The organism is uncultured Slackia sp. (genome assembly GCF_944321625.1).
Lineage (GTDB): Bacteria > Actinomycetota > Coriobacteriia > Coriobacteriales > Eggerthellaceae > Slackia.
Genome location: NZ_CALUMA010000091.1, coordinates 25371 through 39502 on the forward strand (window position 1 = coordinate 25371; position 14132 = coordinate 39502).

At 52.4% G+C, this 14132-nt stretch carries 14 protein-coding genes; 13 read left to right on the forward strand and 1 reads right to left on the reverse strand.

The features are described from left to right. Positions 1–76 precede the first annotated feature (76 nt). From Q0J60_RS08120 to Q0J60_RS08175, 12 genes are all read left to right on the forward strand, one after another. On the forward strand, positions 77–1603 hold the full coding sequence (locus tag Q0J60_RS08120; RefSeq protein ID WP_294440412.1) for a RyR domain-containing protein: 1527 nt from the start codon (positions 77–79) through the stop codon (positions 1601–1603). A 159-nt stretch (positions 1604–1762) separates the two neighbouring features. Then, positions 1763–2059 (forward strand): hypothetical protein, encoded by a 297-nt coding sequence (locus tag Q0J60_RS08125; RefSeq protein ID WP_294440414.1) that lies wholly within the window; start codon positions 1763–1765, stop codon positions 2057–2059. A 236-nt stretch (positions 2060–2295) separates the two neighbouring features. Further along, on the forward strand, positions 2296–2847 hold the full coding sequence (locus Q0J60_RS08130) for a zinc ribbon domain-containing protein (protein ID WP_294440417.1): 552 nt from the start codon (positions 2296–2298) through the stop codon (positions 2845–2847). A 13-nt stretch (positions 2848–2860) separates the two neighbouring features. Then, positions 2861–3514 carry a thioredoxin domain-containing protein gene (locus tag Q0J60_RS08135; protein ID WP_294440419.1) on the forward strand — a complete coding sequence of 218 codons (654 nt, stop codon included), beginning with the start codon at positions 2861–2863 and terminating at the stop codon, positions 3512–3514. Positions 3515–3709: 195 nt separating this feature from the next. Next, a complete protein-coding gene (locus Q0J60_RS08140; protein WP_294440422.1) occupies positions 3710–4351 on the forward strand; it encodes a hypothetical protein in 642 nt (213 codons plus the stop codon). 66 nt (positions 4352–4417) lie between these two features. Next, positions 4418–5128, forward strand: a complete 711-nt coding sequence (locus tag Q0J60_RS08145; RefSeq protein WP_294440424.1) for a hypothetical protein — start codon at positions 4418–4420, stop codon at positions 5126–5128. Positions 5129–5622: 494 nt separating this feature from the next. Then, complete coding sequence (locus tag Q0J60_RS08150) at positions 5623–6327, forward strand: hypothetical protein (protein ID WP_294440425.1); 705 nt, start codon at positions 5623–5625, stop codon at positions 6325–6327. Between the two features lie 5 nt (positions 6328–6332). Continuing rightward, on the forward strand, positions 6333–6932 hold the full coding sequence (locus Q0J60_RS08155) for a hypothetical protein (RefSeq protein ID WP_294440427.1): 600 nt from the start codon (positions 6333–6335) through the stop codon (positions 6930–6932). Continuing rightward, the gene (locus tag Q0J60_RS08160; protein ID WP_294440428.1) at positions 6932–8749 is read left to right on the forward strand and encodes a hypothetical protein; all 1818 of its coding nucleotides are present in this window, start codon (positions 6932–6934) and stop codon (positions 8747–8749) included. The genes Q0J60_RS08155 and Q0J60_RS08160 overlap by 1 nt, the downstream gene beginning before the upstream one ends. A gap of 64 nt (positions 8750–8813) precedes the next feature. Continuing rightward, complete coding sequence (locus tag Q0J60_RS08165; protein WP_294440429.1) at positions 8814–9494, forward strand: VWA domain-containing protein; 681 nt, start codon at positions 8814–8816, stop codon at positions 9492–9494. Positions 9495–9570: 76 nt separating this feature from the next. Next, entirely contained in the window at positions 9571–10419 is an 849-nt protein-coding gene (locus tag Q0J60_RS08170; RefSeq protein WP_294440431.1) for a PP2C family serine/threonine-protein phosphatase, read from the forward strand. A gap of 234 nt (positions 10420–10653) precedes the next feature. Next, on the forward strand, positions 10654–11331 hold the full coding sequence (locus tag Q0J60_RS08175; RefSeq protein ID WP_294440432.1) for a DUF3800 domain-containing protein: 678 nt from the start codon (positions 10654–10656) through the stop codon (positions 11329–11331). A gap of 130 nt (positions 11332–11461) precedes the next feature. Here Q0J60_RS08175 and Q0J60_RS08180 read toward each other — a convergent pair whose 3' ends face one another. Then, positions 11462–12403 (reverse strand): DUF1848 domain-containing protein, encoded by a 942-nt coding sequence (locus Q0J60_RS08180; protein ID WP_294440433.1) that lies wholly within the window; start codon positions 12401–12403, stop codon positions 11462–11464. 23 nt (positions 12404–12426) lie between these two features. Here Q0J60_RS08180 and Q0J60_RS08185 point away from each other — a divergent pair, with 23 nt between their 5' ends. After that, a complete protein-coding gene (locus tag Q0J60_RS08185; RefSeq protein WP_294440434.1) occupies positions 12427–13884 on the forward strand; it encodes an ATP-binding protein in 1458 nt (485 codons plus the stop codon). Positions 13885–14132: the final 248 nt, after the last annotated feature.

Below are 14132 nucleotides of genomic sequence, written 5' to 3' on the forward strand. Positions count from 1 at the left end.
AATACTCCCTTTGCCGACTGCCTTGTGCATTCTGTATTATGCAGGGCAGTCGAATTGCAGGGAGAAGGGCAGGGCCATGGAGCAAACCAAAACGATGAGGCCGGCCTTGCCTTTGCGGCAAAGGGGCGTCGCGCTTTCCGTTGCCGCGGAATCGGGACGGTTCGTGGCCGATACGGTCAAGCCGATGGTTTCGTCTCCTCGTAAGAGGATATTTCGCGGGCAATTCGTCGATGCGGCGGGGCATCGGCGCGATGCCGTGGCGGTGGTGTTCGCCCCCGATGAGGTGGCCGCATACGGTGCCGAGGCCGCGTCCCTTTCGCGTGCGGCGTTTTTGGGGAGCGGGCCCGAGGTGTTCGAGTTCGCGGCGCGGGCGCTGTTGGATGGGGCCGAATGCCCCGCGATACTCGAGGAGGATGCGGGGGCCAATCTTGAGGCGGCGCTTTTCGAAGGTGCAGTGGTGCCCGGCACGGGCGAGCATCCCGAATGGGGACGTCCGCTTTGCGCTTTGGGCACGGCGGAGCGCGCGCGAGAGAATGCGAAAATCGCATTCGACATTCGCGTGCAGGTGCTCAACCTCCATGAGGCGGGGTTGTTCCATCGTGACATCCGCGTGGCGAATGCGTGCGTGCGCCGTTTCGGACCGGCTCCCGAAGACATTCATGCGACGCTCATCGATCACGAACTGGCCACGGCGCATTGGGGTACTGACGTTCCCGCCGCGGTTGCGCGTTATGAGCTCGCTTTGTTTGGCAAGGCGGCGGGTGGTGGCGCAAAAGTGCCGGTGGAGCCGTCATCGCTGGTGCGCGACTTGGGGTATCTGGCCGCGTTTGAGTACGAATTGACTTGCGGCGAGCGTCTGCGCGTGGGCGATGCGCTTGATGCTGTGCGGACATTTGAGGGCACTGCGGGCGCTGCCGCGGCTCTGCCGTATTTCTCATATGCGGGAAGCGGCAAGCCCGTCGTGCGCATGCTGAACTGGGCGGAAGACGTCGAGCCGCTGGGCGCGTTGCTGGCGCTTGCGCGCGTGGATGACGTGCGCTTTTCCGACCTGCGACTTTCTGAGAGGATCCATATGGAAATATGCCATGGCGGCTTTTTGGATGCGCGCGACAGGGAGCGCATCGATGGCTGGCAAGAGAGCGCCGTCAATGCGTCGGCTGAGCAGGTGGCGCGCGAGACGGTGTATGAGCGGTGGCGCGAGCTTTGTCGGGAGCAGGGAAGGACGCCCGAGTACGAGGATTTCGACGCGCAGCCTGCGCTTTTGCAGGAGTCGAACGCGGCTCAGGTGCGCGATATTCCCCGCAAAGTGAGGGTTTTGGGCTATCGGTTGGCAAACGTCGCAGACGTGCCGGCTTCCAAGCGCATCGTGGAGTTCACGCCCGAGGAGACGGAGTATCTGGCGCGTCTCGAACATGAGCGGTGGATGGAGGAGCGCCGCGCCCATGGTTGGACGTGGGGCGAGCGACGCGATGACGAGCGCAGGCTGCACTCCGATATGGTCCCCTACGACGAGCTCCCCGAGGCCGAGAAGGACTACGACCGCGATGCCGTGCGGGGCATCCTCGGGATTCTTGAGAGCATGGGGCTGGTTGTTTGTAGGTGAGGAGGTTAAATTTCGCAGACTGTGGAAGCAAATGGCACACGCAATGCCAAAAACGCACTGTTGCGTGATTTGATTGGGAAACGGATTCGGTGTCTCTGCAGTATGCTAACGCAACATCGTCAGACTGTTTTGCTAATTATACGAGATGGGGAGATTTCAATGATGATGCGTAAAGAGTTGCTGCTCGAGATGAGGAAGGCGCACTTCAACCGCCTGCTTGCTGTTGGCGTATGTCTTGCTTTTGTATTCGGTTTAACGATTTTGCCGGGATGCTCATCCTCGGAAAGCGCCGATGCGTTGAGGGATCGCATGTCGTCTTCCGAATCTTCTTATGAACATGAGGAAAACGACGGACATGTCCACATGTATAACCACAATCTGAAAGACGATACGTACATATGCAGCGAATGCGGCAAAGAATATGAGGGCAATCCGGACGATTTGGTCGAAGTGTAAGGCATGAGTTGGCAAAGTGAGTCGGCCATCGGTTGGTTGATGGGCCTCTTGAACCCGTATGGCAATCTGCTGTGCTCCGTTTGCTCCAGCTGCTTAGTATTCCCGAGGGGAGCAGACGATAAAACGCGATGAGTGTGCTTCGGGGCATTAATGCCGACGTGCCCATTGGGAAATGACGAAGGAATTCCCGGTCTATCCTTTGCACGAGTTGAGAAAACGAGTGCAAGGCGGCGCATATGGAAGATCTTGTCATCATCCTGCTTTTTGCTTGGGGTGTCCTGTACTGGATTCAGGTGGCTCTTGGATATGGAACGGCGTATCGACTGGCAAAAACCCACGGCGACAACGGCGTTTCGTTGTTTGGCTGGGCGTTGCTTGTAGCAGCTCTTGCTTCGTATATTCCCGGTTTGGGCATCTATCTTTGGTACAAATATCGCGAGGATCCCATGCCGATGCACGAGTGGGGGAAAGGTCCTGCTTCGCAGCAGGCGGTATCGGCGTCTGCGCGGCCGTGTCCGTCATGTGGAAAGCCTCTGCCGCCTGATGGCCGTTTTTGCGAATACTGCGGCGAGCGATTTGATATCATCGCGCCAGCTTCCACGAATGCCTCTCCGGACAAGGGTGACGACAACACAAAAACAGCCTCTGCTCTCGCAGAAGACACCCAGCTGCGCTGCCCCTCATGCGGAAGCATTCTCCCCGAGGACAGCGTGTTCTGCGAGAACTGCGGGATGAAGCTTTCCTCTCAAACGGGCACTTCGAGTGCGGCATCTTCGGCTCTTGCGTAGTTGAGGCTGCGCCATGAATCTTACGAGGCGACAAGGTATCGCAGCGACAATCGTCCTGGCGTGCGTCAATGTTGCGCTTATCGCCTGCTTGGTTTCGCTTTTGCGCACCCAAGGCGGGAGCGGCACGGAAAATGCATCTGATGACACGCTTTTCGATGTGAGCGATTTCGAGCATATCTCGAAGTCTAGCGATATCAATTCAGGCAAAGGCTTCGTTTTGTACACGAATTACGCATGCCCGTATTGCGCCGAGCTGCATCGGCAGATGGAGCGCTCGTTTGCATTCGGCTATACCACGCGCCTTCACTTCTTGGATAAAGGCGGCTCGTTCAGCACGCAAGAGGTGGTTTCTGCGTACATGCTCAAGCTTTCAAAAGAACACCCCGAGGCTTTCAAGGGCATGGAGTCGACACTCTTCGAATATCAGGCCGATTGGACGGTTCTTTCTGAGGACGACGTGCTTACGTGGATGAATATGCATACCGGTCTCGCCTGGTCAAAGGCTGATATCGAGGACGAGGCGCAGATGCTTGTACGGGCAAACGAGGAAGCGCCGAATGACTTGGAGCATGTGCCTACGTTGTACAGCCAGGGAATGCGCTACGACGGGTTTGTGCTGGATTTAATCGATCAAGACGCTTTTGTTGAGGGCGCGATGGCGGCGTGAGCCGGACGGGAGAGAGCGATGTATTGCAGAAAATGCGGGCGACAGATGGGCCAAAGCAAGTTTTGTCGTTACTGCGGAGCCGAACGGTCGGATGCATCTGCCAATTCCGTACCGTCCCAGCCACCAGCTGAAACCGAATGTGCGTCTTCGGGTGAACCTGCCTCATCTGTCGCTGCCGTTGACGCGGCAACCGCAATGCCGGTTGTGGCTGAGACTCCATCGCTCAGAAAGCCAGATGCGAAAGCGGCCGAGCAGCAAGAAGTTGAATCAAGTGCTGCTGTATCGTGGCATGAGGCTCCTGAACTAGATAGCGTTTCTGCGGAAGAGGTTGATTCGGAGGCAGAGAATCGATCCAAATTGTTAGACACGGTAATCGCAATCGCGATGGTGGCGATTGCGATTCTGGGGCTTGCAGCGGTGATTTATTTTTCCGCATCGAGTTACGCACAGGACGGCTCTCGTGGCTGGGATTCAAGTTCCGCAGAGAGCGACTCCCACGGTTGGGACAATCCGTACGAGGGAACATGGCGAATCGATGCGGCGTATTTGATTGATTCCGAAACATTTGAAGTGGAGCAGAGCGGCGAAGCAAGCGGAACGATAGAAATCGCTGACTACGAGATGTTCGTGAATGCGGAAACAACCTCGGGCGAGAAGCTTTTGAGCGATAAGGCCTCTTTTGTGAAAGTGGACGCAAACGCATGCACATACAGAGCAGAAGACGGTGCCGTGTGGATAGTGGATGAAATGGGCGATGGCTCTGGGATTTCCGCCATATGCATGGTTGATTCAGCAGAGCAATACCTGGCGTTTGGCATGTTCTACGACACCGAATAGGCGTGGATTAACAGAGGGCTGCGCATCATGCGCGCCTGCGTCATCTGCGGCATAGAGGAGGATTTGATGTACTGCAGGGAATGTGGGCAAGAATTGGGCGAGGGTGAGTATTGCCGCAACTGCGGGGCGAAGCGCTTTGCTGCGCTCGAGGAGGAGCTTGCCAAGAAGAAAGGCCTTTCTAAGAGGGCGAGGATCGTCCTTATCGCCAACGCTTCGGTGTGCCTAGTGCTTGCTGCTGTGGTTGTCTACGCGTTCGCCACGGCGCGCCACTGGACGAAGGTGGACGTGCCGGAGCAGCCCGAGACGTTTCATACCGAGACGTACGAGACGGGGAAATACATTGTGCACATGGACGACGAGCCGGTCTGCTATGTGGGTCAGAGCTGGCAGGAATGCACGAATGCATACATAGCGGAATACAATCGCGAGTGCACAAAGCCGCTCGGGTATGGGAGCGGAAGTGAAAGTAAAGCGGGTTTTCAATTTCGCAGCCAAGCGCGTTTCGACAATCCTGATGAGGTTGACGGGTTTTTGAGGCCAGTGGCAAACTTTAAGTTCTACAATCCCTCCGAGGAGCTATGCAGCGACTACAAGGCCATGATCGAAGACATGCAGTCCAAGGGAAACCAATGGACCTATGTCGGCTCGCTAGGAGACTGGGGCCATCTGTACTCTGAACCCCAGACTGAAACGAAGCAGGTTTCCAACAATGACTACAAACCCGCCGTCACCCATGAAGCCGTGTGCTATCTGGGCTTCATCGGTGAGTGCGAATAGGGCTGCGGGCATACTGCGGGCTTCATCGGCAAAACGGATTTTCCTGGGTGGCTTTTGTGCGCGGGTTTTGGCGCCGGGATTGCGATGTTGATTGCGATGGCAATCTTGGCTGTCCTGGATGCATTATTCGACCATATTTCCCCGCCTCCGTGGTCTAGATAGCCCATCAAGGAATGTGAAAGGATTCTCTGATATTGGGAATATGCTACCGACCTTCATCGGCTGATATTAGGCGGTGGCGATTGCCATTGCTGGTAATGAGCCAAACTGAATCGCGATCAGGGCGATTCTTAACTTCCATGCGTTCGCCAGAGGCTTGTATCGCATAGTGGACCAAGTTCCATTGGGAAATGGCAGTGGATACTCCGGCATATTCTGTACTTGGGTAATAGCTTGTAGGAAAATAAAGTAAGTCCGAAGGACGTGATTCTGATTCTTTCGGATTTGTACGTGGTTCCTGCAAGCGTAATTGGGATTTTGGCTAGGAGCAACTCATGGAAAAGATCATTGGTTGGTACGAACTCACAGATGAGAGCGGCAATGATACGCGTGGGGCATCCACTATGGCGCAAGAGCAAAAGCAGGATGCTTCTTTTGCTCTTGCGGGTGAAGTGGTCGATGCTTGCGTCAATGATGGAGACGTAATAGGTATGGAAGAACCCATGAATGAGCAGGAAAGCAAAGCGCAGGAGTTCAACGACAAAGAAATCGCCGCCGCTGATTGCGTATGGGAATCCGTTCTCGAGACGGAAGGCTTTCCTGATGAAGAGCAGGTGCTCGCCTCCAGCGAAGATGAGCTACCTCCTGTTGATAAATACGGCGCACCCGATGATGCAGGCGTTTTGGAGCGTCAAATCTATGAGCTCTTGGGTAATCTCAAACCGGAATGGCTGCCGCCGCATAAAGAGGGATACTATAACGACAGGATTGTCTACACGATAGATATATCAGCCATTGACAAGGAGATGATTGAATTCGTTCTGAGCCATGCGGAGCAAAATGAGCAGCCTGATTATTTCAAGCTCGTGCTCAGGGCTATGGAGGTTAAGCGCGACATCGCTCATATGATTCGCGAAAAGAACGAAGAGGGCGAAACCCCCAAGTACAATATCGACGATGTGCGATCTCCCAACGTCGATGGTCTCATTGAGAGCTTCAAAGCTGCTTATGGTAGATCGATGGACTCAGAATCTAGGTGAGTACGGTGTTCATCTTCCTTGATACTTGTAGTCTGCTGGACTCATGCTGGGTGCAACGAGGCAGCACTCCGGAGCGTTTCGATTATTCGAGAGAGAAAGAAGCGCGTTTCTGGAACCATGAGCTGAGCTCTTTGTTCGGACGAGGACAAATCATTCTTCCGGCGCGGAATTACGAAGAGCTTCTAAAATTCCAGGGTCGGGAAGATGAGAGCTTAGCTCTCCGGGCAAACCACATCTTGAAGATTCTCTCGATGCTCATAGGGAATAAGGCAATCAAAGTTGTTGGTGATGCCAACGATCCTTTTGCCGATGCGATTTTGTTATCGGTGGCTTTGAAATTCAGGACGCGAGAGGATTTGCTGTTCATCACGCAAGATAGAGGTCTTGCATGCGATCTCTTCTCAATCTCGCAGTTTCGCTCTGTTCATTCGAACAAAAAACTCGACGTGAAACGAATAGCGAAAAACGGTGCGCTCGAAGCTTTTGGGCTTAACTCCAATGGCGGTTCAAAAGGCGGTTTTAACAAGAATCGCCGTGTAAACAGGGAACATAGTTCAGAAGGTGCCCATAATATCGTTCAAACTCGAAAGTGGTGGCAAGATTAATGGGCGGTTCTTATGCAATTCCTGTTCCTGAGCAGGAGAAATTCAAAAAGGTTACGAAACTTAAAAACCACGGGACTCTCATTCATCTTACGGGACCTCTTCCTGGCTCCAACATTGAAAAAGGAAGCATTGCCAATGAGAAAGTTACAGCAAAGGATTCCGAGCACTCGCGGGTAATAATGCTCCTCGATAAAATGGCAGAAGGCGGGGAGGGCGCGGTTTTTCGTACGAATATTCGAGGATATGTCGCCAAGATCTATCGACGTGAAAAGCTTACGACGGACAAATTAGAAAAGTTGAGCATCATGATAAGCAAGCCTATCAATTGCGTAGGCGTTTGTTTTCCTGAGGCTCTCATTTTTAATAGCAGCAGTGAATTCGTAGGCTATTTGATGAGGGAAGCCCAAGGGGTTGAGCTAGGGAAATCGATATTCCAACCAAAACTGCTTTTGCAGAAGTTTCCCAAGTGGACGCGCAAAGACTCCATCGATTTATGCATAACCATCCTTGAGAAGTTCTGCTACCTCAATGAGCGTCGCGTCATCGTAGGTGATATCAACCCAGGCAATATTCTTGTTAAATCGCCGTCCGAGGTGTATTTCGTCGACTGCGATAGCTATCAAATCGAAGGATATCCCTGCCCTGTAGGAACAGATAATTTCACTGCGCCTGAAGTTGGAGGGCGAGAATTCGATACGTTTCTTCGCACGAAGCAGATGGAAAATTTTGCTATCGCGACGCTTCTCTTCATGATCATGCTTCCCGGAAAGCCGCCCTATTCAGCTGTGGGCGGAGAAAGTCCGAGTCATAATATCAAAGAGGGAATTTTCCCGTATCCGCATAAAGAGAAGGATACAGACAAGACTCCGCCTGGGAAATGGGGATTCATTTGGAGCCATATGTCATACGACATGCGCCTCGCGTTTTTTGAGACGTTCAAGAAGGGGGAGGAGCATTTTGAACCACAAAACAGGTACTACCCAGATGAGTGGATTGAAATATTCAAGAAGTATCGTCACAGCATAGGCCTTATGATGCAACGCGATCCAATGGCGATGGACGTTTTTCCTACGCGACTGAAGCTGAGGGAGTGCAAGAAATGCGGGGAACTCTATGCTCCTGACCCCGAACACTACTCGCCCTTCTGTTCAAAATGCGATAAGGCGAAGAAGCGAGCTCCCTTATCAAACAAAACCGCATCCAATAATCATTCAGAGAAAAAGCTTTGTCCATTTTGCGGGGAAAATTGGATTCCTGCTAACTGGTCGTACTGCGATGATTGCAAAGATAAAGTGTATGCGCACAGGGAATGCGTGAATTGCAAGAAGCTTTTTCCCGTGTCAACAAGCCTACATGCTTGGGAGGAAAAAACGGGACTCAAACGAAATAAGTGTGATGTGTGCAGAAATACGGGTTGCCGAACTACGCCGTGCATCCATGCTGCTAAGCCTTCTCCATCTGCGTCCGTTTCGTCCCGGACATCAGCATCTGCTTCTGTTTCAGTGAATAAAAGATGCCCTTCGTCTTCGAAGGTAGTATCCACCTCTGCCATTGGGGTAACCAAGGGAAATGCTTCAGGAAAGAGCGGGAGTGGCACGCCCAACTCAAAAATAGTTTCTGTGGCCTCTGGGAAGATTTCTTCATTGGGTAGTTCATCTTCCCTCGTCGACGGGAAAAACGCAGGAGGCTCTTCGGGTAAGAAGGGGGCATCCGGTGATGGGTGTGGGTGTATCTACTGTGTGTTCGGCTATTTACTCATTTGCGGATTGACTTTTATTTGTTGGCTTGCCAGCACAATCTTATTTGGCCCCAGCTGAGACTCTCCGCTTCAGTTGAATAATGCTTGATTTGGCAAAACAATAGTTAGAGAAAGGAAAAACAATGGATAGGATCATCGAATTCGACGACCTGCTGGACAACCCGACGCCGCGCGTTCCCGTGGTTCTTTGTCTGGACTGTTCCGGCTCAATGACGGGGGCGCCAATTGAAGAGCTCAATCGCGGCGTAAAGTCATTTTACGAAGAGGTGTATGCCGATGAGATTGCGCGATATTCTGCCGAGATATGCATTGTGACCTTTGGCCCTGTGCAGGTGGAGACCGATTTTCAAACGTTGGATGTACAGCCCAATCCTCCTATCCTTCGAGCTTCTGGTTTGACTCCTATGGGCGAGGCGGTGAAAAAGTCCCTGGATGTTCTCGAGGAACGAAAGAAGAAATACCGCGATAACGGCGTGGACTACTATCAACCATGGCTCGTCTTGATGACGGATGGTTATCCGGAAGGTGGCAGTTCGCAGATCCTCGACGAGCAGGTGGCGCGCGTGTCGCAAATGGTTCAGAGCCGTAAACTGACCGTATTCCCTATTGGCATCGGGGAGAGGGCTGACATGGCAACTCTGCAACGTTTCTCTCCGAATCGTCTTCCTTTGAAGCTTCAGGGACTTAAGTTCAAAGAGTTTTTTGCGTGGCTGAGCAAGTCGGTTTCACGCGTGTCGCAATCGACTCCTGGAGATAAGGTAACCCTTGATGTCGCAGGGCTCAGTGGCTGGGCAGAAATATAGGATCCCTATGCTTATAACAAGAGGAAATGCGCGAAACGCGGGACTATATAAGCATGGGGCTAACAAGGATATGCCAATGAATGGAAATAGCGATTGGGCAACGTGCGGCAGCATATGCCAAGGGGTATCGCACTATCGCGATATGCAACCGTGTCAAGACAGGGTTTTCACGCATTCGAATGATATGAGTGGGTTTCATTGCGTTTTGCTTGCGGACGGTGCCGGTTCGGCAAGGTTTTCGCAATTCGGAGCGGAAATTGCTTTGGCTTCTGCCGCAGTATTGCTCGAGGAGCATTTTGACGATTTGTTTCGCGCATTTCCTTATGGCAGGACGGCGGAAAAGGCCATTGTCGAGCGAGTCCAGAGCGAGCTTGTCAATCTTTCGGAAACGGGAATAGATCCCACAGATGAGACGCGCGATATATTGAATCTGCCCAGTAGGGAAGAGCTGCCGTATGTGCCATGCGAGCTGCGGGAATTGGCGTCTACATTGCTCGCGGTTGCTGTGAAGGGCGAGCGCTATGTTTCTCTTCATATTGGAGACGGAGTTATTGGCGTTCAAAAAAGAGGAATAGGCACATCTGGGGTTCAGGTTTTGAGCAAGCCCGAAAACGGCGAATTTGCAAACGAGACATACTTCACCGTTTCGGGCAATGCCAGTGAGGCCATGAGCATCCATCGGGGCAGAATAATAAAGCGTCATTCGGAGATTACCGGCTTTATTTTGATGTCGGATGGTCCGGAGGCTTCGCTGCTTCGAAAGTGCGACATGCGTCTTGCGGGCGCATGCGGAAAGCTTCTGGATGCCTGCTCTTCTCTGCCTGCCGAGGAGATGCAAGAGCAGCTCGATTATGCTCTTAGCGAGGTGATTGCTAAGCGTACGCAAGACGATTGCTCAATTGTCTTGATGACTCGCCGAAAATAGCAGAACAATTGCATGACGGCATTAAGATGATTGCTCAAATCCGGGGTTCGACAGTGCAAAATGTCATGATGCAATGATGAAGCAGTGTTCTTTCATCGTCCCGAAGGAAGCTGTCGTGCGAGCGGTGGACATCAAGGCACTGCCATGCTATAAACATTCATGGAGACGCCGCATAGGCGTTTCTTCCAAATCGCGGGGGGGTGTCCTCCCGCATTTTTGTTATAAGGGGAGAGCTTGCGAGAGTTAAGTATTTTCGCCGATGAGTCGGGTGGACAGGACGGCCATTCGAAATACTACGTGCTCACGCTTGTGTTCCATGATCAGGATCTCGATATCGCGGATAACATAGAAAAGCATCGTCAAGGTATTTTGGACAGGGGCTTGAAGGATATCCCTTTTCATGCGGGTCCGTTGCTCAACGGCCATGACGACTATGCAAATATGAGTTTCAAAGAAAGAAAATCATATTTCACGCTATTTCATATCGACGTGCAGCATCTTCCCATTCGGTATCATACGTTCCTTTACAAACGAAGTGAGCTCGCCGGCAAGGACGCATTTGTTGTGCGAATGCGTCGCGATATAACCAATCTGCTATTCGACAACTTGGAATGTTTTCAGTCGTTCGATAAGGTCAAGGTCTACTATGACGACGGTCAGGCAATCGTGGCAAGGGCTCTGCATATGGCGGTCGAATACGTGCTTTCCAAGGAAAGCGTGCTTTACCGCAAGACAAATTCATCCGACTTCATGCTTGCCCAGGCTGCAGATATGCTGTGCACTCTTGAACTCACAGCGCACAAGTTCCGCAACAAGGAGCAAACGCGCACCGATGAAAAGATGTTCGGCACCGCGCATACATTCAAGAACAACTACATGAAGGCCATCAAGCGCAAGAGACTTGTGAAATAGGCGTTTAAGGTGGCGTTTCGTACGATTGTGGGCGGCATGCCGCTATTTGTATAAGACGTTGAAGATATCGGGTGATTAGCGTGCGGCAATGTGCGTTTTCGTCTTCTCATGGGGTTTAAGAGCGTCCGCTCTACACCTCAAACAACCCCAGCTGCCTCTCTTTTGCCAAGACCGACCTCTGCGTGGCCTGGGTAATCTCATCGTCTGACCTTGCGCTTCCCAGCAACAGGGGAGAGGTAGGGTCGTGCAGCTTGAAGTTCTCCGCCGCTTTGCGCGGGTCTTTATTGGCATAGCAGTACTTGCAGCCGTTAGGGCAGGTGTCGTAGGCGCCGATGTCGCGGCTTTCTATGCAGTGGCAGCCGTGTCGCATTCCCTTGTGTTTGAGCGTGCGGAACTCCACGTTGTTCGCAGCGCCCAGAATATCGAGCGTCATGCATCCTGACGGATGAATGCCATAGCGCGAAAAGTCGCCGTCGGTTCCGCATGTTTGCAGGTAAATGCCGTATTTTGCAGCGATTTCGCCCATGCCGCGCGCCAGCTCGTCCATGCTCTCTTCGGTGAGCATCACCAGCTCGGGCATGTTGAATTTGACCTTCTCGTATATCTCCACGAAACTGAAGATGCAGCGGTCGATGTGCGGCGCCAGTGTGCGCGCCATGTGGTCGAACGTTTCCAGGTGGCGCTCCACGGTGTACGTTTTGGTAAGCAGCACGGGGTCGTAGCGCCAGGCCACGCGTTGCGGGCCTACTATGCCTGCCAGCTCGATGAGCGTCTGCATGCTCTCGTCGATGGGTGGTACGCCTGGCTCCACGTCGTGCCCGTAGGCGGTGATAGTGTAGTAGCAGTAGCTGTTGAAGCGGTCGGTAATTTCATGCAGGCGAGGCAGGATGGGGCGGTAGTTTTTCGAACAGAACACCACACAATCAACCGCGTCGGGCGAAAACTCCAGCCGTGAAATCTTGCGTGGGAACAGCGGGTTGCGCGAGAGCGCGTAGCCTTCCTCGAAACGGCGCAGCAGCCATTCGCTGTAGTACTGCACGGTATCTGTCCGTCCACCTGTGTTGATAATCATGTGGCCGCCTTCTCTAGCTGCTTTTGTGTGTAAGAGAGTGTAACATTAATACGAACAAACGTTCCTTATCATGTTATAGAAATCGAAATAATCTCCGATTTTGGATATTTTTTCTAGAAATTATCTCCGAAAATGGAGATAATTTCGAAAACAGGAATGATAAATGGACGGAGGCATGGGTGAAAAGAAAGATTTCTGAAAAGCTAGTTGCCTGGAAGCAGTCGGACTCCAAGAAGCCGCTCATGCTCTTCGGTGCTCGTCAAACGGGTAAAACCACTTCCATTCTTGAATTTGCTCATGCGAATTATGACCAGGTAATTTATATAGATTTCTACAAGCAACCCCAAATGAAGGCGGCATTCAACGGCAGTCTTGAACCAGCTGCGATTATCGCCACGTTAGAGGCGTTGCTTCGACGCAAAATCGATGCAGCGCATACGCTCATCGTGTTTGATGAGATTCAGGAATGCGATCGTGCGATAACTGCGCTTAAGTTTTTCTGCACCGACGCGATTGGGTATGACGTTGTTGCTGCGGGAAGTCTTCTGGGTGTTCATGTGGCGCGCGAGGGGTCATTTCCGGTCGGATACGTGGACATGCTCACTATGCATCCCATGGATTTCGAGGAATTTTGTTGGGCGCTTGACGAAGGGATGGCGTTCGACCTTGCGAGGCAATCATATCGAAGTTTCGCGCCTTGTGCTTTGCATGAGAGGTTGATGGAGCTGTATCAATCATATCTGCTGGTAGGTGGAATGCCCGAAGCAGTTTTGGCGCATGCGAATGGCAGGCCTTTGCACGAAGTGAGGGAAATCCAAGAGGCTTTACGCGTGGCGTATGTCGCGGATATGGCGAAATACGCGACGAACACCGATGCAGCCAAAATCATCGAATGTTGGGAGAGTTTGCCGTCTCAACTCGCCAAGGAAAGCGGGTCGACGAAATTCATATGGAAGTACGTCGCCAGCGGCGCCAAGGCGGAGCGGTACTCTTCCGCGATCGATTGGCTTGTGGCATCGGGGGTCGTGTCCAAATGCACGCAGATATCCGAGGGGGTTTCTCCGCTGAAGTCGTTCGAGAATCCATCTTCCTTCAAGATTTATGTCGCTGATACGGGATTGCTTTCGTGCGCTTATGATGCAACGCCTGCCGACTTTGAAGAAAAAGACAACAGGAGCGCTCGTTTCCGCGGCGGCATGGCAGAAAACTATGTAATGCAGCAGCTTGTGGTTTCGGGACTCAAGCCGTATTACTGGGGCATGCAGAGCACCCACGAGGTGGAATTTGTCATCAAACTCGAAGACGGTGTTGTGCCCGTCGAGGTTAAGTCGGGAAGGCGAGTTGCGTCTACGAGCGCGAATCGTTTTGCCGAGAAATACGGATGCCCTTACATCATCCGTGTTTCGGGTAAGAACTTCGGGGCGGATGGGAATGTGCGAAGTGTGCCTCTTTATACCGTAGGATTAATTGGCGAACGGTAAAGAGCAAATTCCAGCATCTTGAGTCGAGGACGTTAATTCCACGTAACGCGCACGTTGGTTTTCTCAAATCCGTAAACTCGCCGTATAATAGGCAAATTCGTATTTGAGCAGCATCCGCCTTTAGCAAAGTCAGGGCGTCACTGGCGAGTGCAGGAGGCTTGAAGGTTCCGCTGCGCCTGATAGGAGCGACCTTATCGGTCGTGACTGAAGGCGCAGCGGGTTCTGAAAGTCTCCTGTGCCGCCAGGGG